The 26,448-nt window shown below is 68.1% G+C and carries 25 protein-coding genes and 1 tRNA gene; 20 read left to right on the forward strand and 6 right to left on the reverse strand.

Features of this window, described 5'->3' with window-relative positions; all coding sequences use genetic code 11:
• Positions 1–3: 3 nt before the first annotated feature.
• The 3 genes from ABE488_RS04995 (at position 4) to ABE488_RS05005 (ending at position 1,299) form a co-directional block, all read left to right on the forward strand.
• Complete coding sequence (locus ABE488_RS04995) at positions 4–702, forward strand: SPOR domain-containing protein (protein WP_346447367.1); 699 nt, start codon at positions 4–6, stop codon at positions 700–702.
• A 27-nt stretch (positions 703–729) separates the two neighbouring features.
• A tRNA-Thr gene (locus ABE488_RS05000) sits at positions 730–805 on the forward strand.
• Between the two features lie 95 nt (positions 806–900).
• A complete protein-coding gene (locus ABE488_RS05005) occupies positions 901–1,299 on the forward strand; it encodes a Rap1a/Tai family immunity protein (RefSeq protein ID WP_346447368.1) in 399 nt (132 codons plus the stop codon).
• Between the two features lie 296 nt (positions 1,300–1,595).
• Here the strand turns inward: ABE488_RS05005 and ABE488_RS05010 are convergent, their stop codons facing one another.
• Positions 1,596–2,021 (reverse strand): hypothetical protein, encoded by a 426-nt coding sequence (locus tag ABE488_RS05010; RefSeq protein ID WP_346447369.1) that lies wholly within the window; start codon positions 2,019–2,021, stop codon positions 1,596–1,598.
• Positions 2,022–2,093: 72 nt separating this feature from the next.
• Complete coding sequence (locus ABE488_RS05015; RefSeq protein ID WP_346447370.1) at positions 2,094–2,435, reverse strand: excalibur calcium-binding domain-containing protein; 342 nt, start codon at positions 2,433–2,435, stop codon at positions 2,094–2,096.
• A 257-nt stretch (positions 2,436–2,692) separates the two neighbouring features.
• On the opposite strand from ABE488_RS05015, the gene rocF reads away from it, so the two are divergent.
• From rocF to ABE488_RS05080, 13 genes are all read left to right on the forward strand, one after another.
• Positions 2,693–3,616 carry an arginase gene (rocF, locus tag ABE488_RS05020; protein ID WP_346447371.1) on the forward strand — a complete coding sequence of 308 codons (924 nt, stop codon included), beginning with the start codon at positions 2,693–2,695 and terminating at the stop codon, positions 3,614–3,616.
• 151 nt (positions 3,617–3,767) lie between these two features.
• Complete coding sequence (locus tag ABE488_RS05025; RefSeq protein WP_346441742.1) at positions 3,768–3,926, forward strand: entericidin A/B family lipoprotein; 159 nt, start codon at positions 3,768–3,770, stop codon at positions 3,924–3,926.
• 253 nt (positions 3,927–4,179) lie between these two features.
• The gene (locus tag ABE488_RS05030; RefSeq protein ID WP_183427715.1) at positions 4,180–4,380 is read left to right on the forward strand and encodes a CsbD family protein; all 201 of its coding nucleotides are present in this window, start codon (positions 4,180–4,182) and stop codon (positions 4,378–4,380) included.
• 179 nt (positions 4,381–4,559) lie between these two features.
• Positions 4,560–5,879, forward strand: coding sequence for a tryptophan--tRNA ligase (locus ABE488_RS05035; RefSeq protein ID WP_346447372.1), 1,320 nt, complete (start codon positions 4,560–4,562; stop codon positions 5,877–5,879).
• Positions 5,876–6,187: a hypothetical protein gene (locus tag ABE488_RS05040; protein WP_346441740.1), complete on the forward strand. Its 312-nt coding sequence runs from the start codon at positions 5,876–5,878 to the stop codon at positions 6,185–6,187. Before ABE488_RS05035 ends, ABE488_RS05040 begins: the two co-directional genes overlap by 4 nt.
• Before the next feature lie 89 nt (positions 6,188–6,276).
• Entirely contained in the window at positions 6,277–7,212 is a 936-nt protein-coding gene (locus ABE488_RS05045; RefSeq protein WP_346447373.1) for an MBL fold metallo-hydrolase, read from the forward strand.
• A gap of 430 nt (positions 7,213–7,642) precedes the next feature.
• Positions 7,643–8,158 (forward strand): RNA polymerase sigma factor, encoded by a 516-nt coding sequence (locus ABE488_RS05050; protein ID WP_346447374.1) that lies wholly within the window; start codon positions 7,643–7,645, stop codon positions 8,156–8,158.
• Positions 8,155–9,279, forward strand: coding sequence for a FecR domain-containing protein (locus ABE488_RS05055; RefSeq protein ID WP_346447375.1), 1,125 nt, complete (start codon positions 8,155–8,157; stop codon positions 9,277–9,279). Before ABE488_RS05050 ends, ABE488_RS05055 begins: the two co-directional genes overlap by 4 nt.
• A gap of 247 nt (positions 9,280–9,526) precedes the next feature.
• The gene (locus ABE488_RS05060; protein ID WP_346447376.1) at positions 9,527–12,178 is read left to right on the forward strand and encodes a TonB-dependent receptor; all 2,652 of its coding nucleotides are present in this window, start codon (positions 9,527–9,529) and stop codon (positions 12,176–12,178) included.
• A 4-nt stretch (positions 12,179–12,182) separates the two neighbouring features.
• The gene (locus ABE488_RS05065; RefSeq protein WP_346447377.1) at positions 12,183–12,395 is read left to right on the forward strand and encodes a hypothetical protein; all 213 of its coding nucleotides are present in this window, start codon (positions 12,183–12,185) and stop codon (positions 12,393–12,395) included.
• Entirely contained in the window at positions 12,395–13,546 is a 1,152-nt protein-coding gene (locus tag ABE488_RS05070) for an amidohydrolase (RefSeq protein ID WP_346447378.1), read from the forward strand. Before ABE488_RS05065 ends, ABE488_RS05070 begins: the two co-directional genes overlap by 1 nt.
• Entirely contained in the window at positions 13,543–14,811 is a 1,269-nt protein-coding gene (locus ABE488_RS05075) for an amidohydrolase family protein (protein ID WP_346447379.1), read from the forward strand. The genes ABE488_RS05070 and ABE488_RS05075 overlap by 4 nt, the downstream gene beginning before the upstream one ends.
• A gap of 276 nt (positions 14,812–15,087) precedes the next feature.
• Positions 15,088–15,279, forward strand: a complete 192-nt coding sequence (locus ABE488_RS05080) for a hypothetical protein (RefSeq protein WP_346447380.1) — start codon at positions 15,088–15,090, stop codon at positions 15,277–15,279.
• Between the two features lie 60 nt (positions 15,280–15,339).
• Here the strand turns inward: ABE488_RS05080 and ABE488_RS05085 are convergent, their stop codons facing one another.
• The 3 genes from ABE488_RS05085 to ABE488_RS05095 form a co-directional block, all read right to left on the reverse strand.
• The gene (locus tag ABE488_RS05085; RefSeq protein WP_346447381.1) at positions 15,340–15,762 is read right to left on the reverse strand and encodes a hypothetical protein; all 423 of its coding nucleotides are present in this window, start codon (positions 15,760–15,762) and stop codon (positions 15,340–15,342) included.
• A 214-nt stretch (positions 15,763–15,976) separates the two neighbouring features.
• Positions 15,977–16,639 carry an energy-coupling factor ABC transporter permease gene (locus ABE488_RS05090; RefSeq protein ID WP_346447382.1) on the reverse strand — a complete coding sequence of 221 codons (663 nt, stop codon included), beginning with the start codon at positions 16,637–16,639 and terminating at the stop codon, positions 15,977–15,979.
• A gap of 15 nt (positions 16,640–16,654) precedes the next feature.
• Entirely contained in the window at positions 16,655–17,530 is an 876-nt protein-coding gene (locus tag ABE488_RS05095) for a tryptophan 2,3-dioxygenase family protein (protein WP_346441736.1), read from the reverse strand.
• 162 nt (positions 17,531–17,692) lie between these two features.
• Here ABE488_RS05095 and ABE488_RS05100 point away from each other — a divergent pair, with 162 nt between their 5' ends.
• From ABE488_RS05100 to ABE488_RS05110, 3 genes are all read left to right on the forward strand, one after another.
• Positions 17,693–21,247: a pre-peptidase C-terminal domain-containing protein gene (locus tag ABE488_RS05100; protein WP_346447383.1), complete on the forward strand. Its 3,555-nt coding sequence runs from the start codon at positions 17,693–17,695 to the stop codon at positions 21,245–21,247.
• Between the two features lie 145 nt (positions 21,248–21,392).
• Complete coding sequence (locus ABE488_RS05105; protein WP_346447384.1) at positions 21,393–22,973, forward strand: AbgT family transporter; 1,581 nt, start codon at positions 21,393–21,395, stop codon at positions 22,971–22,973.
• 139 nt (positions 22,974–23,112) lie between these two features.
• Positions 23,113–24,636: a peptide MFS transporter gene (locus ABE488_RS05110; protein ID WP_346447385.1), complete on the forward strand. Its 1,524-nt coding sequence runs from the start codon at positions 23,113–23,115 to the stop codon at positions 24,634–24,636.
• Between the two features lie 62 nt (positions 24,637–24,698).
• Here ABE488_RS05110 and ABE488_RS05115 read toward each other — a convergent pair whose 3' ends face one another.
• Entirely contained in the window at positions 24,699–25,190 is a 492-nt protein-coding gene (locus ABE488_RS05115) for a MarR family winged helix-turn-helix transcriptional regulator (RefSeq protein ID WP_346447386.1), read from the reverse strand.
• A 79-nt stretch (positions 25,191–25,269) separates the two neighbouring features.
• Between ABE488_RS05115 and hppD the strand changes: the two genes are divergently transcribed.
• Entirely contained in the window at positions 25,270–26,376 is a 1,107-nt protein-coding gene (hppD, locus tag ABE488_RS05120; protein ID WP_346441731.1) for a 4-hydroxyphenylpyruvate dioxygenase, read from the forward strand.
• Positions 26,377–26,448: the final 72 nt, after the last annotated feature.

Here is a 26,448-nt window from a genome sequence, read left to right on the forward strand (position 1 = left end):
CTCATGCTGCTGCGCGCGATCGTCCTGCTGCTGGTGATCCTCAATCTCGGTGTGGCCGCTTGGTGGGCATTGCGCGACACGCCGGCCGAGTCGGCGCCTCTCCCTACGGAGACCGCGCCCACCCTGACCCTGCTCGCGCCGCAGGCGGCGTCGCCAGGGCCGGTGCCGCTGGCTGAGGCATTCGAGGGTGAGGAGGCCGCGGCGCTCGACGGCGACAGCGATGGCGACGCGGCGGCAGCGCTGCGCTGCGTCGCACTTGGCCCGTTTGCCGACGCCGCCGCACGCGAGGCCGCGCGCCGACGTCTGGCCGGCGATGGCGTACGCGTCTTCGCGCGCGAGGTTGCCGTCGCGCCGCGCGGTTGGCGCGTCTGGCTGCCGCCGCAGCGTGATCGCGCCGCGGCCGACGCGGTCGCAGCACGGCTGCGCGCGGCTGGCATCGAGGATCAGTACGTGATCGCCGACGGCGACGACGCGCACGGTATCGCACTGGGGCGCTTCGACAGCGAAGCACCCGCGCGGGCACGCGTCGAGGCCCTGCGCGCCGCCGGTTTCGCCGCGCAGGCCGAGCCGATCGGCGGCCAGGTGCAGCCCTGGCTCGACGCGCTGGTCGATGCGGTGACGGCCGATGCCGCGCTGCGCACGCGCACCGGCGCGCCCCGGGCCGAACCCGGCCACTGCGCCATCACCCAGGATGCAGGTTAGAATCCCCGCGCGGCCTCGCCGCCCCATGCCGGCATAGCTCAGTTGGTAGAGCAACCGCCTTGTAAGCGGTAGGTCCCCAGTTCGAACCCGGGTGCCGGCACCATCTTCCGATTCCAGGTCATCCCAGGCGGCGGGGGAGCACGAACGCCCAGGCCTCGGCCTGGATAGAATCGGGCCGACTCCGTCCAGGGGATGACGATGAAGCAGGGAGGCATCGCGGCCGGCGTGGCCGCGGTTGTGATCGCGCTACTGGCGCCGGCGGTGTCGGCCTCCGGCGTCGATCAGCCGCCGCGCACCGTCGGCGAACTCGCGACCTGGTGCCGGGATGCCCTGCAGCCATGGATCCCTGGCGACGAGCCACCTGCCGCCGAGGCAGCGCGCGGCGCCTACTGCTTTGCCTACGTGCAGGCGGTGATCGACAACAAGTTCGTCGCGCCAGGCAACCCGTACTGCTTCCCGGTCGGTGCATCGCACCGCGAGGTGATCGAGGGCCTCGTTAAGTATGCAGCGCGCGCGCCGCGCGAGGTGCAGGAGGCAGAAGTCGGTACCGGTGTCGACGTGGCGCTTCAGGCTGCGTATCGCTGCCCCACGCGCTGATTGGGGAAAAGTCACACCGAACGCGCACAGTCAGTAAAGACCGAATGCGGAGGGAAGCGCAATGGCTAGACGCAAGAAAAGTATCGTCTCGTGGAACAAGGTCTTGGGTGTGACGAAGGCCAAGCGCGACTTCGCGCGAATGACTGGCATCCCCACCACCAGGTCCGGCCGGCAAGCGAAGCTCGGTCGTGCCATGGGCTGCAGCGTGGTTCTGGCAGCTGGCGCCGGCGTCGTATTGGTGCTGGTCGCAGGCGCTTGGGTGGCATTTCCGAGCGCTCTTGCGTAGCGCGTCCGCGTCAATCTGGCAGCTTTGCGATCGCCCAGCCTGCGGCCAACTCGAATGCGGCTTGCGGATCCGAGACGCGGGCGAACCCCTCGCCGCTGGTGACCTCGAACATGCCGTCCTCCAGCAGTCGCACGCTCGATAGCACGCGCGACGACTCCGGCCCGATCCTGTAGGCCTCCCACCGAGACCGATCGACGTGCTCGCCGCGCAGCGGATTCCGCCAGCCGCGGTCGTTGAGGAATGAATCGCCGAGCGATGGCATGTCGGCCAGACCGGCAGGTGGGATCACGTGCGGCTCGCGAGAGCGCAGGAGGGCGGCTTTGGCGGCTGATCTGTAAGGCATGCCGGGCATCATCCCGGCCGTGGTCGCATGGGCTGCGACCCGCGCGACGCTGGCGCGGTGCTCCCCGTCAGTTCTCAACTGCTCTTCGCGCACTCGGCGTTGCTGAAAAGCGCGCACAGCGTAGGTCGGTGGCGCGGCAGAACAGGGTGTGGACGGCCGTACTGGCTACTCGCAACCGATGCCGTCCCCGTCCCGGTCCAAGTGCGGGCCATAGCCTGGCTCTCCGCGCCTGACCGGTGCTGCGCTTGCTTGCCGGGCCTCGGTGCAATTGCGATACGACCATCCGGTGGCAGGCTCGACGGTTGACGGAGCGAGCCGCTGTGGTGCCGGTGCCGATGGCGACCTGTGGCAGTGATAGTCGCCGGTCTTCCGGTTGTTGTGGCAGCCCTCTGCGTTGAGGCCACCCGGATGCGCTTGTACCGTTGCCGCTGCGGCAAACAGGAGGGCCAGTCCCGCGCGTTTGTGCATGGTCTGTCCTTCTGATGGGGTGGGGCAGGTTCGGAGCATGGCAGGCCCGGCTGCTAGACTGCACGTGTTGCCGGTCGCGTGCCTGTGGAACGTTCGGGAACGCTTCCTGTTTTGCTCGAAGCTTTAAACCAGTTCAGTCGGTTGCCCGGGTTTCGGACCTGGCGACCGGCACCATCCAGACGCCGTTTCCGCGACCCGCGCCGCCCAGGCGCCTCCCCATGGCCGCACGGTGTCGATCCGTCGTCCGCGCGGCCTCGCCCGCCGCGCCTGCGTCCGTCAGTTGCCCAGGAGAAGCCATGCAGCACGCGTACCCGCCGGTCTCGATCTTCGGTGTGCCCACGGATGTGGGCGCAGGACGTCGCGGCGCCTCGATGGGGCCAGAAGGCCTGCGCGTGGCCGGTCTGGCCGAGGCCTTGCTCGCACGGGAGATCGATGTCGTCGACCTGGGCGACCTCAAGGGGCCCCGGAATCCGTGGCAGGGCCCGCAGGGCGGCTACCGGCATCTGGATGAGGTGGTCGCCTGGAACCGGGCGGTGCTTGAGGCCTCGTCGGCGGAACTCGCGCGCGGGCGCATGCCGATCATGCTCGGTGGCGACCACTGTCTGGCGATCGGTTCGATCGCGGCGGTCGCCCGCCACTGTCGCGCCGTCGGCAAAACGCTGCGCGTGCTGTGGCTCGACGCGCACACCGATTTCAACACCTCGCAGATTACCCCGTCGGGCAATGTGCACGGGATGCCGGTGGCCTGCCTGTGCGGCATTGGGCCCGATGTGCTGACCGGGCTGGGCGGCGACACCCCGGCCACACGCGTCGACCAGTTCCGCCAGATCGGCATCCGCTCGGTCGATCCGGATGAGAAGCGCCTGGTCAAGGCGCATGGCCTGGACATCTACGACATGCGCTACATCGACGAGGTCGGCATGCGGCGCGTGGTCGAGCAGGCGCTCGAGGGCGTCGACGCCGACACCCATCTGCATGTGAGCTTCGACGTCGACGTGCTCGACCCGACCATCGCGCCTGGCACCGGCACCCGGGTCCCGGGCGGCATCAACTATCGCGAGGCGCAGTTGGTGATGGAGATGATCGCCGATACCGGGCGGCTGGGGTCGCTGGACGTGGTGGAGGTCAACACCGCGCTCGATCATGGCAATGCGACCGCCGAACTGGCAGTGGACCTGGTCGAAAGCCTGTTCGGCAAGTCGACCCTGATGCGGGACTGAGGGCGCAGGTCCCCCCGACGCATCGAGACGATGAATGGGGAGATGCGGCTCGCGGCCAGGTGCACGCGGCATTCACACCGCGGGCTCCTATAGTCCGCCCAACGGTTGCGGCGTCACGCAATCGCCCGCCAAGAATCCCTGGAGAATCCCGATGAAGCGTTTGACTGCCCTTCTGCTGCTCGCTCTGTTCACCGCCGGCACGTTGAGTGCCTGCAACACTGTCCGCGGCGCCGGCCAGGATGTCCAGAAGGTGGGCGAGAAGATGGAAGACGGTGCGAACGACACGGGCGCCACCACGCGCCGTCCCTGATCGCGCTGCTTCGCGTTGACCCCGAAAAAGCCGGCGAAAGCCGGCTTTTTCTTGTGCGGCTGGGACCGTCGCGCGGTGGTGCCACGCCTGATCGTCAGTGCAGCCCGAGTGCGCAGCAGCGATGTGAAGGCCGGCATCATGGTCTCTTGACCGGCAGTTGATGCGCGCTACGAGAGGATCACGACAGCCCGCTGCGATGGCGCATCGCACCGCACCGGCGGCAGGCCTCCGATTCCCAGAAGGAAGAAAGACCATGAACAAAGACATCATTTCCGGCAAGTGGACGCAGCTCAAGGGCAAGGCCCAGGCCAAGTGGGGTGACCTGACCGACGACGTGTTCGACGTGGCGGCCGGAGACAGCAAGTACCTGGCCGGCAAGCTGCAGGAGAAGTACGGCTGGGAACGCGACCGCGCCGAAAAGGAAGTGCGCGAGTTCGAGAAGACCCTCGACTGACGCGCTTGGCCGGCATCCGATGCCGTACGAGGCGGGCCGGGCGACCGGCCCGTCTTCGTATGACCCTCGGAGCTCGATGACTGGTGCAGCCTCCGCAACCACGCTCGCCGCCCGGCGCACGCCGCGAGCGACCGTAGTCGAACAGGTAGACTGGGACTCCCTGGTCTGTCGCTGCTGTCATGTCACAACGTCCCCTGCGCATCCTCACTGGCATCAAGCCCTCTGGCACGCCGCATGTCGGCAACTACGTCGGCGCCGTGCGCCCCGCGGTCGCCGCCAGCAAGGCGCCGGGCACCGAGAGTTTCTATTTCCTCGCCGACCTCCACAGCCTGGTCAACACGCAGGACCCGGCCCGGGTACAGCGCTCGACGCTGGAAGTCTCGGCGACGTGGCTGGCCGCCGGTCTGGACCCGGCGAAGGTCTGGTTCTACCGCCAGAGCGACGTGCCCGAAACCACCGAACTGATGTGGTTGCTGACCTGCGTGGCAGGCAAGGGCTTGCTCAATCGGGCACATGCCTACAAGGCTGCCGTGGACCGGAATCGGGCCCAGGCGCTGGATGAGGACGCATCGGTGACCGCCGGGCTCTATCTTTATCCAGTGCTGATGGCCGCCGACATCCTAATCTTCAATGCCGACCGCGTGCCGGTGGGGCGCGACCAGATCCAGCACATCGAGATGGCGCGCGATTTCGCGCAGCGCTTCAACCATCTGTACGGGCGCGAGTGGTTCACGTTGCCCGAGGCGGTGATCGACGACGACGTCGCCACGCTGCCCGGCCTGGATGGCCGCAAGATGAGCAAAAGCTACGACAACACCATTCCGCTGTTCGCGCCGCCTGCGCAGCTCAAGAAGTTGGTGTTCTCGATTCTCACCGACTCCCGTGCGCCGGGCGAGCCGAAGGACACCGAAGGCTCGGCGCTGTTCCAGCTCTACCAGGCGTTCGCCACGCCCGAGCAGACGGCCGCCTTCGCACAGGCCTTCGCCGATGGCATCGGCTGGGGTGAGGCCAAGCAACAGGCGCTCGATGTGATGGAGCGCGAGATCGCGCCGACGCGGGAGCGCTACGAGGCGCTGATCGCGCGGCCGTCGGATATCGAGGACATCCTGCGCGATGGCGGGCGCCGGCTGCGCGAGCGCTATGCCACGCCGCTGCTGGCACAACTGCGCGATGCGGTCGGGCTGCGCGATCTGGGCCGCGTGGCGGTGCCGGCCACCGCCGGGGCCGCCGCGATCCGCAACGAGCCGCCACAGTTCAAGCAGTACCGTGAGGACGATGGCCGGTTCTATTTCAAGCTCGTGGACGGCGATCGGGTGCTGCTGCAGAGCCACGCCTTCGACGCGCCGCGCGAGGCGGGTCAGACCATCGCGCGCTTGCGTCGCGGTGAGTTGGCACCGGCGCAGGCGCCGGCCGCGCTTGGCGAGGGCGTTGCGCTGGCCGACGTGCAGGCTGCGCTGGATGCAATCGCTGCGGCGGAGGTGGAGAAGGCGGCATCATGAACCCGCTCGTCGAGTTCAACCTGACACTGCTGTTGTTCCTGCCGTGGTTCGCGATCCTCGGCGTGCTGTTCTGGGTCTACCCCCGGCGTCCGCGTGGCGTGCGGCGCGTGCTCTACGATCTGGCCAGCCTGGCGGTGTCGGTCGCCGCCTTCATGGTCTCGATCTACTGGGCGCAGACGAGCGCCGATCCGGTGCATGGCCACATGTGGCAGCAGATCCTGGCGACCGCGGTCGGCTACGGGGTGTTCCTGGCGGTGCTCGGCGCCGCGTTCGTGCTGCGCTTGGCGATCCTGCGGCCGCGCGACTGAGGCCAGACCCGGCCACGCCTACGACCAAAGGCCCATGCGCGTCTTCCAACGCACGGCCTAGACTGCCGGCAGCGACCTGGAGCGATGCGATGCGCGACGACAGCGGCGGAATCACGATCATCGACACCGGCTACGTGCGGCCGGCGTTATGCGCCGCCTATCTGGTGCGCAGCGAAGGGCGCGCCGCGCTGATCGACTGCGGGACCGCGACCTGCGCGCCGCGCGTGCTCGCCGCGATCGATGCGGCTGGGGTCGATCGCGCATCGATCGACTGGGTCATGGTCACGCACGTGCATCTCGACCACGCCGGCGGCGCCGGACCGTTGATGCGCGCGCTGCCCAGCGCGCGACTCGTCGTGCATCCGCGCGGCGCGCCGCACATGATCGATCCGACGCGGCTGATTGCCGGTGCGAAGGCGGTGTACGGCGAGGCGGACTTCGCGCGCGACCATGCCGGCATGCTGCCGGTGCCTGAGTCGCGCGTGGTGATCGCCGACGACGGCCATGTCGTCGATCTGGCGGGCAGGGCGCTGGTCTGCGTCGACACGCCCGGCCACGCGCGCCACCACTACAGCGTCTGGGACGCAGCCACCCGCAGTTGGTTCGCCGGCGACACCTTCGGCATTTCCTATCGCGAGCTCGACACCGAGCGCGGGGCGTTCGTTATCCCCACCAGTTCGCCGGTGCAGTTCGACCCGGGCGCGATGAAGGACTCGGTGTGCCGGATACTCGCCGAGGCGCCGGCGCGCGTCTACCTGACCCACTACGGCGAAGTGACAGACTGTCAGCAGCTTGGCAGCGACCTGATCGCACAGGTGGACGAAATGGCGGCCCTGGCACGCGCACTGGCACGCGACCCCGACCGCCATGGCCACCTGGTCGAGGCGCTGACGCGGTTGTACGTGAAGCGCGCGCAGCGGCACGGGGTGACGGATGCGGCTTCGCGGGTGCCGAGGCTACTGGCGATGGATATCGAGCTCAACGCCCAGGGACTGGGCGACTGGCTGCGCCGGGACGCGTGCTGAGACTGCACGCAGGCCACGTCGCACCGTCGGGACGCGCTCCGGACCCGGCAAGAATCGAGTGCGTCGCGATCGCGGCAGCGCGAAGGTAGTCGTTTTTCGCTGCTGGCCCGTCTACGGCAGGGATAGCCATCGCGAGGGAGGCGGCATTGGATCGACGGAGACTGCTGATCGTGGCGGATGTGGCGGCGGCCGGCTGCCTGAGACCAGCGAGCGCGTTGGCCGACCGGGGCGGGGTGGCGGGCATCGTCTTCGGGCCGTACCTGCGCGCACTAGGACGGTCGGCTTGCGAGGGCCCCAGCCGATTCGAGGCGGGCACCGGCAAGCTGCCGGGCGGCAATTCCGCACGGGTGAAGCACGAGGCCTGGGGTTGAAGCGGCGGCGCGAACGCAGCCGCGTCGCCGGACCATCCACGCAAGCGCAAGCGGACGCGATGCACACGGTCAAGGATCATCGTGAACAATGGTTCGACGACGTGGTCTCTACCGTCAACGGCGACCTGCTGCGCTTCCTGCGCTCGCGCACGGGTCAGCAGCATCTGGCCGAGGACTTGGCGCAGGAGGTCTACCTGCGCCTGCTGCGGATGGAAGATGTGCGCCTGATCCGCGACCCGCGCGCCTTCGTCATCCGTCTAGCCGCCCATGCCGTCCACGAGTGGAGGATGCTCGCACGCAACCGGATGCCGCATGCGCACGAGCCGCTGCAGGCGCTGGTGGATCCGGCCGACGATCCGGCCGAGCGGATCGAGCGCGACGACCGGCTGCGCGCGCTGTCGGGCGCGCTGGCTACGCTGAGCCCAAAGTGCCAGGCGGTGGTGTTGATGCACAGGCGCGACGGCATGACCTGCCAGGAGATCGCGGCGCGAATGGACCTGTCTGTCGGCATGGTCAAGAAGTACCTCGCGCGCGGGTTGGCTGCGTGCCGCACGCTTGCGGCCGGTGCGCAATGAACGGGATCGGCGGCATGGGCGGACAGCGCGACATCGCCGCGCAGGCGGCTGAGTGGGTGGTGTCTTTCGCCGAAGCCGGCTCCAGCGTCGATGAACGCCGGGCATTCGTGGCTTGGCTCAAGCGCTCGCCGGTGCACCTCGAGGAATACTTGCGCGCCGAAAGGGTCTGGGCGGAACTGGGACTGCTGGATCCGGAGCGGCGGATCGACGTCGACGCGCTGCTCGCGCGGACGGACACCAATGTGGTCGATCTGGGGAACTTTGGCGACGGCGAACACGTCGCGTCCAGAACGCCCTTTGCGATGTTGGCGGGCGTCACCGCCCTGGCGGTCGTGCTGCTGTCCTCGCTCGGGCTGGTCCTGATGCCGTCCGGTGCGGGCGGCGACTACACCACCGCGATCGGCGAGCAGCGCACGGTCCGCCTCGCCGACGGCTCGTCGGTGGAGCTCAACACCGATACGCGTCTGCAGGTGGCGTTCTCGGAGACGGCGCGCGAGGTGCGGCTGCTGGCGGGCGAGGCGCTGTTCTCAGTGGAAAAGGATGCCGTGCGTCCATTCCGGGTGGCGAGCGGCGGGGTGGTGGTTGAGGCAGTGGGCACCGCGTTCGTGGTCCGCAGGACCGCGGAGCAGACCATCGTCTCGGTCCTTCAGGGCGAGGTCGCCGTCGCACGCGCCCGTCCGGCTTCGGTGCGTGCCGCCGCGCCCGACGACGCGCTCCGGCTCCTGGCTGGGCAGCGCGCGGACATCGTGGCGCACACCATGCGGACGCGGGACATCGACAATCCCGAGGCGGCGACCGCATGGCGCGGCGCCCGACTGGTGTTCGACGGCGCCGCGCTGGCCGACGTCGTGGCCGAATTCAATCGCTACAACACGGTGAAACTGGTGCTCGACGATCCCGCGCTCTCCGCAGAACGCGTCAGCGGCGTGTTCGATTCGAACCGGCCAGAGGCGCTGGCACGGTTCCTAGAGCACGCTGGCATCGTTGAGCCTTCGCGCCGCGCAAGCGGCCGCATCGTCCTGGTGCCCGTCGACGCCCTCGGCCCGGGTCGCACCGAAGCTGCCAATGCCTGCGGCGAGGAGGATAGCGGAAACGGCTGCAGTTCCACGATCAGGCGATGAACTGACCAGTGGTAGGCGCCGGTCGTCTAGGTCGTAAAGCCGTGCCTCGTAGCGGTCGTAACAGGGCCGCTCTCGAGCGCGATGCCTCGTCCGGATGCCAGGCATGCAGAACTTCCGGTGTCCAGTGCGGTCGAGCCAAGCGCATCGCGCGCGCGGACGCTACTGGCAGGAACGTGCAGGTAGCCATTTCCGGTGCCTCGACCCGTCTGTTGGGCAAGGGAGCCGTCAGCGCAAAAGGGGAATCTTCGTGCGATCCAACATCTTGCAGTCCGTCGTACTGGCCACCGCGTTCTTGACCGCGCCGAGCGTCGCCGCGGCATCGGAACAGCCCTACACGATCGACCTGGGCGGCGGCTCGCTGCGGGACGCGCTCAGGCAATTTGCCGAACAGACAGGCCTGCAGGTCGCGTACTTCACCCATATTGCCGAGGGGCGTAGTGCATCCGCGGTTTCCGGGCGCCTGACAGCGGGGCAGGCGCTGGAGGCGCTGCTCGAGGGTAGCGGATTGGTGTCCGAACGCATCGACGAACACACCGTCGGCATCCGCGCCGCGACGCCGGACCCACCCGACCCTTCGCTTGGGCGGATGCGGCCCGACGTTCCGGAGACGGTGCAGTTCGGCGCAGTCTTGGTCACCGGCTCGCACCTGCGCGGAACAGCCAACGCCACCGCGCCGCTGACGACCTTCGACCGCGACTACATCGAACGGTCCGGCTACTCCAATATGATGCAGCTGATCGAGTCGCTGCCGATGCACTTCAAGGGCGGTGCTTCGGGCTCGAACGAGATGGCCGACTTCGGCCTCGCGACCCGGGCGGGGCAGAACCTCTCGCGCGGCACTGGCTTCAACCTGCGGGGGCTGGGTTCCCAGTCCACCCTAACCCTGATCAACGGACGCCGTGTCGCGCCCTCGGCCCAAGGCCAGTTCGTCGACGTCAGCACCATCCCTGTGACGGCGGTGGATAGGATCGAGATCCTGACCGACGGCGCATCGGCCATCTACGGCGCCGACGCCGTCGCCGGCGTGGTCAACATCATTCTGCGCGACGACTTCGACGGCACCGAGGTCTCGCTGCAGCACGGCTCCGCGAGCGACGGGTCTACGAGCGACGGCCGCAGGGCGATGGCGTGGGGCTCGGCCTGGCAGGGCGGCAACATGATGCTGATCGGCGAGCACTATCGCCGCTCGCCGCTGGACGTCCGCGACCGCGCCTACATCACCGCGCCTGGCTACGACGCCAATTGGCTGCTGCCGCGGCGGCAGGCCGCCAGTCTGCTGTTCTCGCTGCAGCAACAACTGCCGGATGGATTCGATGTCGCTGCCGACGTGTTGTACTCGTACGAAGAAGTGGATTCACTGTCCGCGGGCGGTACCGACCCCGTCGCCTCGACTAGTTCACCCACTACCAACCGCTGGAGCGCGGCCGTAAGTATCGGGTACGAGCCGGTCGCCGATTCCGACTGGCGGTTTTCGCTGGAAGGCAATGTCGGCAGCACGGTGACCAAGACGGATATGACTTACACCCATCTGGCGACGGGCAACCGCGTGCAGTGGATACGGGATTATCACGACCGTTTTGATACCTGGATGCTGGATCTCAAGACCGATGGCACCTTGTTCGAGCTTCCGGGCGGCGAGGTGAAGCTGGCTCTGGGTGTCGGCTATCGCGAAGAAACCGTGTTGTCGACGCGGATCAGCGAGATTCCCAGCACGGGCTTCTCAGTGCGCGCCGATGATGCTCGGAACGTCACTTATGCCTTTGCCGAAACCTACGTGCCGATCGTCGGACGCCGCCAGGGGCTGGCCTGGGTAGACCGGATCGGACTGTCGCTGGCGTTCCGCCATGACGATTACTCGGATTTTGGCAGATCATCCAATCCTAAGGTCGGTCTGGTCTGGTCTCCAACCGAGAACCTCGACCTGCGTGCCAGCTACAGCACTTCGTTCCGGGCGCCGACGGTGGCCGAAAAGGCCGTCGGGATGCGCGGCCAGCAGATCTCCACCGGAACGGTGTACGCCGGCGACGGCAGCGGCGCGCGGGTGCCAATGTTCTATCGCATGGGCAGCGCCCCCCTCGGGTCGGAGAAGTCGGAAAACATCGCGGTCGGCTTCACCTGGCGCCCGCCGGAGATCGGCGGCCTGGAACTTTCGATCAACGGATTCGACATCGACTACACCGACCGCATCACCAATCCGGCTTACGACGACGGTGCACTGATGCGCCGCAGCGATTTCGGCGATTTGATCACCGAACTCGCCGACGATGCCGCGGCCGAGGCCTACCTGGCGGAGCGCATCGCGGCGGGCGACCTGTGGATCGACTGGGAAGGATTCGGGGCGACCGGCGTCCGCTACGTGTTCGACCTGCGGCAGAAGAACGCGGCGCGGATGCGGGTCAGCGGCTACGACCTCTCAGCGCGCTATCACTTCATGAAGGATGCGGACGGTTTCGACGTCCAGTTCAGCGCAACCCACATGCGCAAGATGTTGACCTCGTTCGCCCCCGGTACCACGACGTTCGATCAGATCGATACCTACAACCAGCCACTTGACTGGCGCTTCCGCACTATGGGGACATGGACGCGCGGCGGATTCGGCATGACGCTCGCCATCAATTATGCCGACGGCTACGTCAACAACGTCAGGGCCGTGGACGAGCCCATCCGCGCCTGGACGACGGCCGATTTGAACCTTGCTTACGACCTGGGTATGCGACCGCGGACCGGATTTCTGCAGGGTGCGCGGCTCTCGTTCGGCATCAGTAACCTGTTCGACGAGGCGCCGCCGCGGGTGGACCTGTCCGGCGTCAGTCTCGGGTACACGCCCGTTGGGTTCGACGTCTTCAATGCAGATGCCATGGGCCGCTACATCACGATGCGCTTTAGCAAAGGCTGGTGATGCAATGACACTGCGCAAGAACAAACGGCGCGCGATCGCCGTGCTGGCGACGGCGATCGCCACGGCTGCGACGGCGCCTGTGGTCGCGGTAGCCGTCGTGGCCGACAGCGGTCCCTATCCCTCCACCTACACCCGTTCACCGCGCCGCCGACGCTCATACGCGGCGCGACGATCCTCACCGGCGACGGCCGACGCATCGACGATGGCGACCTGTTGATGGCCGACGGCCGGATCGTTGCGGTGGGGCGCAGCCTCGCCGCGCCGGCCGGCACGCGCGAAGTCGATGCCCGGGGGCGCTGGGTCACGCCGGGCCTGATCGATGTCCACTCGCATATGGGCGGGGCCCCGTCGGGCGGATCGACCTCCCAGGCCGAAACCAACGAGATGACCGGCCCACTCACGGGCCAGTTGTGGATCGAGCACAGCGTCTGGCCCCAAGATCCTTCGTTTCAGGCGGCGCTGGAGGGCGGCGTCACCACCGTGCAGATCCTGCCCGGATCGGCCAACCTGGTCGGCGGACGGGCGGTGGTGCTGCGCAACGTTCCTGGCATTTCGTATCGGGACATGAAGTTCCCCGGTGCGGTGGCCGGCGTGAAGATGGCTTGCGGCGAGAACCCGAAGCGGGTCTATGGCGGGCGCAATCAGTCGCCGGCGACACGGATGGGCAGCATCGCGGTGTTGCGCAGGGCATTCATGGACGCGCAGGAGTACAGCCTACAGGACGACCCCAAGCGCGATCCCCACATGGAAACCCTTGTCGCTATCCTCGACGGCCGGTTGCCGGTGCACATGCATTGTTATCGCGCCGACGACATGCTCGCCATGCTGGACGTCGCCGACGAGTTCGGCTTCCGCATCACCGCGTTCCACCACGCCGTCGAGGCCTACAAGATCGCCGGGGTTCTGGCCGGGAGAGGCGTCTGTGCAGCGATGTGGCACGACTGGTGGGGCTTCAAGATGGAAGCCTACGACGGCATCCAAGAGAACTTGGCGATGGTGGATTATCCATCCGGCGGCTGCTCCATCGTGCATTCCGACTCCCCCATGCTGGTGCAGCGCCTGAACCAGGAGGCTGCCAAGGGCATGGCGCGCGGCTGGTCGATGGGCATGGACATTCCACCGGAGCGCGCGATCGGATGGGTCACCTCGAACGCGGCTCGCGCCCTGGGCCTGAGGGAGCGCGTCGGCACGCTGGCACCGGGGTTCATAGCCGATGTCGTGATTTGGAACGGTAGTCCCTTCAGCGCCTATGCGCTGACCGAGCAGGTCTACATGGACGGCGTGCTGGTGTTCGATCGCCGCCGCCGGCCCGAGCGCCCGCGGTCGGACTTCATGCTGGGACAGTCGTTGCCGGAGGCTTCGCCATGAACATGCGAATCGTCATGGCAGGTGCGTTGACGCTCGGGGCCGCGATCACCGTAATTGTGCCGGCCCACGGGCAGGATGTGCTCATCCGCGGTGCGCAGGTCCACACGGCGGGCGACGCGGGAACGTTGGAGGACAGCGACGTGCGGGTACGTGGCGGCCGGATCGTCGCCGTCGGCAAGGGGTTGCCCGTCGAGGTGGGCGTCGAGGTAGTGGAAGCGGCCGGACGCCCGCTGACCCCCGGTCTGTTCGCCGGGATCTCCAACATCGGCCTGTCCGAAGTGATGGACGACGATATCCAGTTCAAGTTGAATCTGGCGGCGCCCGCCTACGACCAGCGCTGGCGGCCGGAGTTCGACGTCGGTCTGGCCTTCAACCCGCGGTCCGTCGTGGTGCCGGTGACGCGCACGGAGGGCATCACCTGGACGGTGCTCGCGCCGGTGGCCGAGGATTCCATCCTCGCCGGACAGGGCATGGCCGTCACCTTGGACGGCCGCTACGATGCGGAACTTCCTGGCAGCCGCTCGCTGTTCGTCGACTGGACTGGGCCGTCCGCGAAGAACGGCGGCACCCGAGCGGGGCTCTTCATGCTGTTCGAGCAGGCGCTGCGCGAGACCCGGCTGAGCGGGCCGATGGGGCACGGCATGCTGCTGCAGCCGGCCGGACGAGAGGCGCTGAAGTCGTATCTCGGCGACCGTCGCGTGGTGTTCGGGGTCGGGCGGGCAGTGGACATCGTGCGGTTGCTGGAACTCGCCCGCAGGCACGACATCAGGCCGATCATCGGTGGCGGCACCGAGGCATGGATGGTCGCTGATCAGCTGGCGCGCGCCGATGTGCCTGTGATCCTGCATCCGCACAGCAACCTGCCGTTCGGCTTCAGCCAGGGCACGCTGGACAACGCACGCATCCTGCACGAGGCCGGGGTACGCATCGTCTTCACGTCCGGCCACCTGCACAACGCCCGCACCATCCGCCAGGTGGCCGGCAACGCGGTCGCGCAGGGCGTGCCCTGGGAGGTGGCGCTGCAAGCCGTGACCTCGACCGCCGCCGACGTCTTCGGCCTGGGCGACACGCACGGACAGATCGCCGTAGGGCGGCAGGCCGACCTGGTGCTGTGGGATGGCGACCCGCTGGAACTGACCACGCAGGCCCAGCATGTGTGGATCGCAGGCCGCACGGTGGAGATGCGTTCGCGCCAAACTAAGTTGCGCGATCGCTATCTGCAACGTCTGCGCATGAACCGGCTCTTGACCGGAGTCGAGCCATGACGATGCATGCGTCGCCCTCCGAGGGGTGCGCCCTAGCGGCGCGGGCTTCGCGCTGATCGGAACGGGCGGGTGATGGAACGACCGCGACGACGGCCGCGCGGATCGCCGCCTGCACGCCACGCGTATTCGCCGCGATCGATGTGGCCGGTGTCGATCGCGCAGCGCTCGGCTGGGGCATGGTCACGCACGTGCCCCCCGACCACCTCGGTGGCGCCGGGCCGTTGATGCGCGCGTTGTCCAATGCGCGGCTCGTCGTGTATACGCGCGGTGCCGCACATGCTCGATCCGACGCGGCTGGTCGCCGGCGCGAAAGCGGTGTACGGCGAAGCGGATTTCGCGCGCGATCGCGAGCGGGCCGTGGCCCACGGCATCGCCGACGCACCGGCACGCGTGCGCGAGGTGCTCGGCGGCGACATCGCCCTCAACGCGCAGGGCTTGTGCGCCTGGCTCGATCGCATGGCGCGCTGACCGTACGCGCCGATATCGCCCCCACCGGCATCGACGATGTAGGCGGGGGCGACAGGTGGGTCAGCCCAGCGGCGGCTGGCCCAGATCGGCCAAAAGCTGGTTCTGCACCTTGAGGGCATTGGCGCGCGGCAGCTTGGCCATCACGCCCGGGTAGGACAGCGCGAGGTCGCCCTTGAGCAGCAGGCCGTCGACGTGCACGTAGCTGCGGGTGGTGTAACGGTTGCCGTCGCGCTCGACGTCCAGGCGCATCGGCGCGGTCAGGACGTTGCTGCCCTTCTGGTAGACGCGGCGGCGGCCGTCGTCGCTGCGCAGCTTGTAGCCGTTGGCCGCGGCCCAGGCGTCGACCCGGCCCAGCACGTCGCCTTCGGCCGTGAACTCGCGCACGTCCCATGGGTGGTTCGCGCTCTTGGCCTTGTGGGCCATGAAGTTGATCAGGCCGAAGCCCATCAGCCCGCCTGCGATCGTCGCGGTCAACATCGCCATCGTTGCGATTCCTGTTCATGATGAATGGGGAGCGCACTTTAGTGTGCGCCATGTGAAGGCGGTGCTGGGGGCGCCCCCAGATGACGCGCGCACGCCGCCGTGCCATGCCGTGGGCTGCCCAAGAGGCGGGCAGAGCGGTGGACCGTGGCCGTGATCCGGGCCCGTCGGGCGATCCGGCGCTGCCTCGAGCAGAGGTGCGCGGCCGCCGGTCCGGTTACATGGGCGCCTGCGGCCAGAGGTAGGCGCGGTCGTCGAAACTCACGCACCAGTGTGACCGGTAGACCACGATCAGGGCCATGACCGTTCCGGAGAAGAACGCCTCGGCAAACATCAGCAGCGGCGTCGCGGTCAGGTAGGCATCGACCGTGCGGCCGCCGAGCCAGGCCGTCAAGGCGGCCTTGGCAAGCATCGAGGCCGCCATCGCCAGAGCGGCGGCCGCAAAGGCGTTGAGCATCACGTAGACGACGATGTTGCGCGGCGCCCAGCGCCGTGCCGCGCGTGAGGCCAGGGCGGTGACGGCGACCGGCAGCGCGCCGGTGACCAGGAAGTCGGCCGCCCAGCCCTGCCACGCCGCGCCCAGCAGCACGCCGGTCAGGCTGACGGCGGCCATCGACCAACAGGCGACACCGGCGCCGAACAGCAAGGTTGCGATGGTTGCGCCCAGGAAGTGGAGCATCACGCCCTGCAGCGCGGCCGTGTTGAACCAGCGCATCGCCGCCAGCGCGAGGGTCGCGGCCAGCAGCACGCGCAGCGTGTCGGGCGTGGCCGCGCGGATGTGCGTGCGCAACGCGCCGACCTGGCGCAGCAGCACCGCGATCGAGGCGGTCCAGGCCAGGGCCTGGAGCCACAGCGGCAGCGCATTGCCGGAAAGGGCCATCGGACCTGCCGGCGCCTAGTCGGGCACCGCCGGCGTCGGCTGGCCAAGGTGAGTGCGGACCTCGAACAGCTCGGGGAAGAAGCTCAGCTCCAGCGCCTGGCGCAGGAAGCCCACGCCGCTCGAGCCCCCGGTGCCGCGCTTGAAGCCGATGATCCGCATCACCGTGCGCATGTGGCGGAAGCGCCACGACTGGAACTGGCTCTCCAGGTCGACCAGGTCCTCGCACAGCGAATACTCGCGCCACCAGCGATCGGTGTCCTCGTAGATCGTGCGCAGCACCGGCACCAGGTCTGCATCGAACACATGTGGCTGCGCCCAGTCGCGCGCGACGTGCGCCGCTGCGACCGGATGCCCCCAGCGTGCGAGATAGCGCAGGAACTCGTCGTACAGGCCTGGCTGCTCCAGCACCGCGCGCAAGCCGGCCTGCCCGTCGGGGTCGTGCGCGAACACCTCCAGCATCGCGGCGTTCTTGTTGCCGAGCAGGAACTCGACCGTGCGGTACTGCAGCGACTGGAATCCGGACGAGGGACCCAGCACATCGCGGAACTCCATGTACTCGGCCGGCGTCATCGTCTCGAGCACCGACCATTGTTCGGTCAGCTGCCGCAGCACCTGCTTGCAGCGCGCCAGCACCTTGCGGCAGCGCCAGACTTCGTCGCGGCGCAGGTGTGCGATGGCCGCCGACAGCTCGTGGATCATCAGTTTCAGCCACAGCTCCGAGACCTGGTGCTGCACGACAAACAGCATCTCGTCATGGTGTGGCGGATCGGACAGCGGCTGCTGGGCGGCGAGCAGCAGGTCCAGGCGCAGGTAGCCGCCATAGGTCAAGCGCCCGGACAGGTCGCGGTGGATGCTGTCCTCGAGCGGACGCTGGTTGCGGTCGATGGTCATCCGCACAGCGTAGCGCAGGACGTGGTGCTGCCTGCGCCCGGCGACCGGTGCCCGTGACCCGGGTCGTCGACAATTGCCGCACAGCGTCATGCAAACGACATCGGCCCCGTCCACACTCCGCCCAGGGGCGCCTTCGCCCGGGGATGCCAGGGGAACCGACGCATGAACGAGACCGTCCGCCGGCTGTTGCCGGCGCTGTTGCTGTCCTGCGCAGCCGCGGGCGCGCAGGCCCAGGTGGTGGTCAGCCAGATCTACGGTGGAGGCGGTAACGCTGGCGCCCCGTACCAGGCCGACTACGTCGAGCTGTTCAACGCCGGCGACCAGCCCGCTTCGCTCGCCGGCAAGTCGGTGCAGTACGCGAGTGCGACCGGCAACGGCCATTTCGGCGCCGGTGCCAACCAGATCGTGGTGCTGCCAAGCGTCGACATCCCCGCTGGCGGCTACTTCCTCGTCGCGCTGGCGGGCGGCGCGAACGGCGACCCACTGCCGGCGCCCGATGCGAGCGGCACAATCAATATGTCGGGCAGCGCGGGCAAGGTGGTGCTGGCCGACACCGCAGCCGGGCTGGGCTGCAACGGCGGCAGCACGCCCTGCACCCCGGCGCAGCAGGCGCTGATCCTCGACCTGGTCGGCTTCGGCGGCGCCAACTTCTTCGAGGGCACCGGGCCGGCCCCGGCGCTGGGCAATGCGCTGGCCGCCGTGCGTGCCGGCGGCGGTTGCACCGACAGCGACGACAACGCCGCCGACTTCTCGGCCGCCGCACCGGCGCCGCGCAACGCCGCCTCGGTGCCGAATGTCTGCGGCGGAGGCGGGGCGCTGTACCTGAGCATCGGCGATAGCCGCGGCGCCGAGGGCGACAGCGGCACGACGCCGTTCTTCTTCACCGTCAGCCTCAACCAGCCGGCGGGACCGGATGGGGTGCGCTTCGCGTATGCGACCACCGATGGCAGCGCGACCGTGGCCGACCAGGACTACATCGCCAAGTCCGGGACAGGCAGCTTCGCGCCCGGCCAACGCGAGCTGACGATCCACGTCGATGTGGTCGGCGACGAGCGCGTCGAGTCCGACGAGGATTTCCACGTGGACCTGGCCGATGTCGAGGGCGCGCTCGTCGCCAAGACGCGCGGGACTGCGCTGATCGTCAACGATGACGTGTTGACGCTGCCGATCCATCAGATCCAGGGACCGGGTGCCCGCTCGCCGGTCGAGAACCAGCCGGTCGCCACGACCGGTATCGTCACCGGCCGCAAGAACAACGGCTTCTTCATCCAGACGCCCGACGGCGAGGACGACGGCGACCCGATGACGTCGGAAGGCGTGTTCGTGTTCACTGGCAGCGTGCCGCCCGCCGATGCCGCGGTCGGCAACAAGGTGCTGGTGCAGGGCACGGTCATCGAGTACGTGCCGGCCGCCGACCCGCGCCAACTCCCGCTGACCGAGATCACCGATGCCTCGGTCGTGGCGCTGTCCAGCGGCCATGCGCTGCCGGCGCCGGTCGTGCTGACCGTCGAACTGCCGCATGCCGACGGCGGTCTCGACCAGCTCGAGCCGTTGGAGGGCATGCGCGTGACCGCGCCGAGCTTCACCGTCGTGGCGCCGACCGGCGGCAACATCGACGAGCGCGCGGCGAGTGCGACCGGCAACGGCCGCTTCGCGGTCGTGGTGACCGGGACCCCGCGCCCGTTCCGCGAGCCGGGCATCCAAGTGCCCGATCCCGACCCCTTGGGCAGTAGCGCGCCAGCGATCCCGCGCTGGGACTTCAATCCCGAGACGATCGTCGTCAACAGCGCCACGATCGGTGCGCCGTCGGCCGACCTTGCGGCCGGCTGCCGGATCGTCGGCGGCTCGCTGACCGGCCCGCTCGATTACACGTTCCGGCGCTACACGATCTATCCCGAGGGCGCGCTCGACACCGACTGCAGTGGGGCCGGCGAGGTGCGTCCGGCGGCGCTGCCGGGCCCCGACCATGTGAGTCTGGCAACCTACAACCTGCAGCGCTTCTTCGACACCACCAACGACGGCAACAGCGGCCCGACACTGACCGCCGCGGCGCTGGAACGGCGGCTGGCCAAGGTGTCGATCGGCATCCGCGCCTTCCTGCATGTGCCCGATGTCGTCGGCGTGACCGAGGTCGAGAACCTCGGCGTGCTGCAGAGGCTGGCCGCGCGCATCAATGCCGATGCCATGGCCGCGGGCCAGCCCGATCCGGGCTACGTCGCCTATCTGCAGGAGGGCTTCGATGTCGGTGGCATCGATGTTGGCTTCCTGGTGCGGACCGGAGCCGTGGCGCCGGGCATCGCGCGGATCGAGGTGCGCTCGGTCGTGCAGCAGGGCGCCGAGGCGGTGCTGGCGAACCCCAACGGCTCGACCAGCGTGCTCAACGATCGGCCGCCGCTGGTGCTCGATGCGGTGGCGCATTTCGCCGACGGTCGCCGGTTCCCGTTCACCGCGATCGTCGTCCATCAGCGCTCACTCAGCGGCATCGAGGCCGACGACGGCGGCAGCAATGGCTGGATCAGCGGTGGCGCGCGGGTGCGTGCCAAGCGTCAGCGCCAGGCCGAATTCCTGGCCACGCTGATCGACGACATGCAACGGGCCGATGCCGGTCGGCACATTGTCGTACTCGGTGACTTCAATGCCTTCGAGTTCAACGACGGCTACGTCGATGCGATGGGGACGACCACCGGTCTGCCTTCGCCGGATGCGCAGACCGCGGTCGACGGCGACGGCGCGGTGCTGGTGGCGCCGTCGCTGCTGAACATGACGCTGGAGGCGGCCGGTGAGGCGCGCTATTCGTTCGTCTTCGACTACCAGGCGCAGTCGCTCGACCATGTGCTGGTGAACCAGGCGGTCGTCGATTCGCCGCTGGTCGCCGGGCTCGCCATCAGCCATGCGCGCATCAACGCCGACTTCCCCGAGACCGCGCGCAACGATGCGACCACGCCGACCCGGCTGTCGGATCACGACCCCACGGTGCTGCTGTTGCGGTTGCAGCCGGCGGCGCTGGCCGACCTCGGCATCGAGGCCGAGGCGGCGAATGCCGAAATCTTCGAGGGCGCGCCGCTGGCGTTCTCGGCCGTGCTGCGCAACGCCGGCCCCGATGCCGCGCAGTTCCCCGGTTTCGGTGCGGTCATCGACACCGAGCTCGCGGACCTCGTGGTCACTGCACCGGCCGGCTGGAACTGCGAGGCGCCGGCCGTCGGTGGCGGCACGACGACACTGTCGTGCAATCACGATGCGCTCGCGGTTGCGGGCGAAGCGGCATTCGCGCTGTCTGCGACCGCGCCGGCCTCGGCCATCGGCCGGACGCTGGTGCTGACCGTCGCTGCGACCTCGCAGACCCACGATCCGGACGAGGGCGACAACAGTGCCGGCGCATCGGTCGCGGTACTCGCCGATCCGGCGCTGCCGTTGACCGATGGCGTGCCGGTCCAGGGTCTCTCGGGCGCGGTGGGCGCGTCGCGGTTGTTCCGCATCGATGTGCCCGAAGGCGCGCGTTCCCTGCGCGTGCTGACGTCGGGCGGTAGCGGCGATGTGTCGTTGTCCGCGTCGCATGCCGCAGTTCCGACGCCGGACGACTTCGACCTGCGCTCGCGCCGGCCGGGCAACAACGAACTGATCCAGGTGATGGCGCCGGCCGCGGGCCGTTGGTACCTGCGCGTGGCCGGCGAGCGCGCGTTCGAGCGGGTCAGCGTGCGCGCCAGCATCGTGCGCTGAGGGCGCCGCGTCATGCAGGCGTCCGGCCGGTGCGATGGCCGGGCGCCGGGAAACGGGCGCCGGTGGACGCAGGCGGCCCGACGCCGTGGGGCTGCGACGTGCTGCTAGGATGCGCGATCGCACGCTTTGCAGGGGATTCCATCGCATGAGCCAGCCTACGTCCGACACCGGTGCACCGCGCGGCACCGTCGCCCGTCTTCTCGACGCGATCGAACGCACCGGCAACCGGCTGCCGGATCCGGCCATGCTGTTTCTGCTGTTGATGCTCGCGGTGTGGGGGTTGTCGTGGGCGTTATCGGGCGTGGACTTCGCCGCGATCGATCCGCGCAGCGGCACGCCGATCCAGATCGTCAACCAGCTCTCGGGCGAGTCGCTGACCGCGTTCATGGCCAACATGGTGCGGGTGTTCCTGGGCTTCGCGCCATTGGGCGTGGTGCTGGTCGCGATGCTGGGGCTGGGCGTGGCCGAACACGCCGGCTTCATCAATGCGGCACTGCGCAGCGTGCTGTCGGTGACGCCGAAGATGCTGCTGACGCCGGCGCTGGTCGCGGTCGCGGTGCTGAGCCACGTCGCGGTCGATGCCGGCTACGTGCTGGTGATCCCGCTGGGCGGGGTGATCTTCTACGCGGCCGGGCGCCACCCGCTGGCGGGGATCGCCGCCGCATTCTGTGGTGTGTCGGGTGGATTCTCGGCGACGCTGCTGGTGCCCTCGTCGCTGGATCCGCTGCTGGCCGGTTTCACCCAGGAAGCGGGCCGCATCCTCGACCCGGCGTTGACGATCAACCCGCTCAACAACTGGATCTTCACCACTGCCTCGAGTCTGCTGATCATCGCGATCGGCTGGTTCGTCACCGACCGCATCGTCGAACCGCGACTGGCGCGCACGGTCGTGGACGGCGACCCGGCCAACCTGCCGAAGATGGACCCGCTGCGCGCGGCCGAGAAGCGTGGCCTGATCTGGGCCGTGGTCGCGATGCTCGCCGCGTGCCTGGTGTTCGCGCTGACGCTGATGCCCGAGGCCTCGCCGTGGCGCGCGCCGGCAGAGGCCGTGCCCGAGGGCAGCCATCCGCTGTTGGTCGCGGCCGCGCCGGTGATGCAGTCGATCGTCGCGTTGATCTTCGTGCTGTTCCTGCTGCCGGGCGTGGTCTACGGCGCCGTCGCCGGCACGGTCCGCTCGCACCGCGATGTCATCGCGGCGATGACCAAGTCGATGAGCGGCATGGGCTACTACATCGTCATCGCGTTCTTCATCGCGCAGTTCCTGGCCGCGTTCAATGGCTCGGGCCTGGGTACGTTGATGGCGGTGGAGGGCGCGGACTTTCTCAAGGCGCTCGGGTTGCCGATGTGGTTGACGATTCTGGGCCTGATCGTGATGACCGGTGTGGTCAACCTGTTCATCGGTTCGGCCTCGGCCAAATGGGCCTTGCTGGCGCCGATCATGGTGCCGCTGATGATGCAGCTTGGCGTGTCGCCGGACCTGACCCAGGCCGCGTACCGTGTCGGCGACTCGATGACGACGATCCTGACCCCGTTGATGCCGTACTTCCCGCTGATCGTGGTGTTCTGCCAGCGCTACGTGACCGCGGCCGGCATCGGCACGCTGGTGTCGATCATGATTCCGTATTCGATCGCCCTGTCGGTGCTGTGGACGTCGTTCCTGCTGGCGTTCTGGGCATTGGACATCCCGCTGGGGTTGGGCGCGAGCTACACCTATCCGGCTGGCTGAACAGGGGGCGGGTCGCGCAGAGTGGGTCGGTCGGCGTTGACGCCACGTTGACGCCCGGGCTCCGGGCTGGGATTCTCGCCGCTTCCCGGCGGTCGCGATCGTCCGGGTCGTCCCAGCTTCCCTTTATGCAAGGATCTCCATGAGCGCCGACGTCGTCGAGCCCAAAGTCGCGGCCGTACCGCCGCCGCCCGTCAATCCGCCCGAGTTCTCCCAGGTGCTTGGCCATCCACGCCCGCTGTGGATGCTCTTCATGTCGGAGTTCTGGGAACGCTTCGCGTTCTACGGCATCCGCTGGGCGATGGTGCTGTACATCGTCGCGCAGTTCCACGGCGGCGATGCGGCCGGCGAGCGGCCGGCGAGCGAGATGTACGGCGCGTACCTGGCGCTGGTCTATGCGGGCGCGATCTTCGGTGGCTATGTTGCCGACAAGCTGATCGGCTTCCAGCGCTCGATCCTGCTCGGCGCGATGTTCATGGCGCTGGGGCTGTTCATGCTGGCCTCGCCGAGCGAGCCGCTGTTCAAGCTGGGCTTGGCGACGATCATCGTCGGCAACGGCCTGTTCAAGCCGATCATCTCGACCATGGTCGGCAAGCTGTACATGCAGGGCGACGCGCGTCGCGATGCGGGCTTCACGATCTTCTACATGGGCATCAACATCGGCGCGATGATTGCGCCGGTGGTCACCGGCTGGCTGGCGCGCAAGGTGTTTGGCACCGACACCGACCCCCACTACCAGTGGGTGTTCATCGCCGCCGGCATCGGCATGGTGATCAGCCTGGTGTGGTTCTGGGCAGGCCGCAGTCAGCTTAAGGGCATCGGTCTTCCGGAACCGGGTCACGAAGGCCTCGGCCGTGTCGGCCTGGTCGCGCTGCTCGGCGCCGCCATCGGCGTCCCGCTGTTCTACTTCCTGCTCACCATCGATGCGAGCGCGCTGCAGGCGATCCTGATGGCCCTGTTCGTGGTGCCGGCGGTGATGCTGCTGGTCGAAGGTATCCGCGAGGGCAAGGTGGCGCGCGACAAGGTGATCGCGATGCTGATCATCTTCGTGTTCAACGTGTTGTTCTGGATGTTCTTCGAGCAGGCCGGCAGCTCGTTCACCTTCCTCGCCGATCGCATCGTCAATCGCGAATTCGGCAGCTGGACCTTCCCGCTGGAGTGGTTCCAGTCGGTGAACTCGATCGCCATCATCACCTTCGCGCCGATCATGGCCTGGATGTGGGTCAAGATGGGCCGCGCCAATCCGTCGATCCCGCGCAAGTTCGGTCTGGGCCTGATCTTCAACGGCCTGGCGTTCCTGCTGCTGATGATCGCGCTCAACAGCATGGTCGACGGCAACGGCAAGATCCCGTTCTGGACGCTGTTTGCGGTGTATGTGATCCAGTCGATCGGCGAGCTGTGCCTGTCGCCAATCGGGTTGTCGATGACGACCAAGCTGGCGCCCTCGCGCGTGGCTGGCATGGCGATGGGCTGCTGGTTCCTGTCGGTCGCGATCGGCAACAACCTGGCGGGCATCTTCGCCGGCCAGGTCAGCGGCGAAAGCGGCATGACCGCCGCCTCGGCGCAGGCCGGCTACACCGTCGGCTTTTGGGCGCTCGCCGGTGCCGGGGTGCTGCTGTTCGTGATCGCGCCGCTGGTCAACCGGCTGATGCACGGCGTGAAGTGATCGCTCGAACCGGATAGCGAACGGCGGCCTTCGGGCCGCCGTTTTCGTTTGCGCGCCGGCGATCAGCCGGCCAGCGCAGCCTCGAGTTTGTCCATCAGCCGCAGCAGCGTCGCGCGCTCGTCGGCATCGAGCGGGGCCATCACCCGCTGCTGGTACTCCAGCGCGAGCGGGGCCACGACGTCGTAGACCGCTTCGCCGGCGCGGCTGAGCGCGAGCACCGAGCGCCGGCGGTCGCTGTCGTGCATGCCGCGCAGCAGCAATTCGCGTTCGAGCAGCCGCGCGACCGCGCGGCTGACGGCGACCTTGTCCATCGCGGTGCGTTCGGCGACTTCGTTCGCTGACAGGCCGCGGTCGCGGCCAAGCACCGCGATCACCCGCCACTCGGTCACGCTGATGCCGAAACGCTCGGAATAGATGTCCGCCAGGCCGCGGCTGATGTGGTTGGTCAGCACGCTGAGCCGATAGGGCAGGAACGTCTCGAGGTCGAGGGTGGCGTGTTCATGGCTCTGGAGGGCCTGCCCGTCGCCAGCGACGGAGGTAACCGACTGCGTCATGGTGCGGTGCGCCTTGCAAGTGGTTGCAGTTGAAACTATAAACGGGCATCCAAGCCATCGTCACGCCACGGAGTATCCCATGAGCGCCCACGCACACACCGCCCCCAACCTGGGCATGGACGTCACCACGTTCGAGAATCCGATGGGCATCGACGGCTTCGAATTCGTCGAGTTCGCAGCCCCCGAAGGCCAGGCCGATGCCATGCACGCGTACTTCCGCAACATGGGCTTCACCGCGGTGCTCGAGCACACGTCGCGGCCGATCACCGTGTACCGCCAGGGCGGGGTGAACTTCCTGCTCAACGCCGACCCCGATTCGTTCGCCGCCGATTTCGCCAAGGCCCACGGCCCGTCGGCCTGCGGCTTCGCGATCCGTTTCAAGCGGCCGGCCGACGAGGTCTATGGACGTGTGCTCGAGAACGGCGGCGAGGCGGTGGGCGCGCGCGAATCCACCAAGGCGGTCGATGCGCCGGTCGTCAAGGGCATCGGCGACTGCATGCTCTATCTGGTCGATCGCTACGGCGCCGCCGGTTCGATCTACGGGGACGACTATGTGCCGGTCGAGGGCGCCGACCAGAATCCGACCGGGTTCGGGCTGACCTTCATCGACCATCTCACGCACAACCTCTACTTCGGCAACATGCAGAAGTGGTCGGATTACTACGAGAAGCTGTTCAACTTCCGCGAGATCCGTTACTTCGACATCAAGGGCAGCAAGACCGGCCTGGTGTCCAAGGCGATGACCGCGCCTGACGGCATCGTGCGCATCCCGCTCAACGAGTCGAGCGATCCGAAGTCGCAGATCAACGAGTACCTCGATGCGTACAAGGGCGAGGGCATCCAGCACATCGCCTGCTTCACCGACGACATCTACAGCTCGATCGAGAAGATGCGCGAGCACGGCATCACCTTCCTCGACACGCCCGACACCTATTTCGACGTGATCGACCAGCGCATTCCCGACCACGGTGAGGATGTGCCGCGGCTGCGCCGCAACAAGATCCTGATCGACGCCGATCCCGAGACCAAGCAGCGCAAGCTGCTGCAGATTTTCACCGAGAACGCGTTCGGTCCGATCTTCTTCGAGATCATCCAGCGCAAGGGCAACGAGGGCTTCGGCGAGGGCAATTTCCAGGCGCTGTTCGAGAGCATCGAGCGCGACCAGATGAAGCGCGGCGTGCTGTGACGCCGCGCGCTGGCGCACGGCGGGCGTCGGCGCACGGCATCGCATGACGGCCGAACGCCGGCGACGGGTGTG

Source organism: Luteimonas sp. TWI662, assembly GCF_039673825.1.
Lineage (GTDB): Bacteria > Pseudomonadota > Gammaproteobacteria > Xanthomonadales > Xanthomonadaceae > Luteimonas.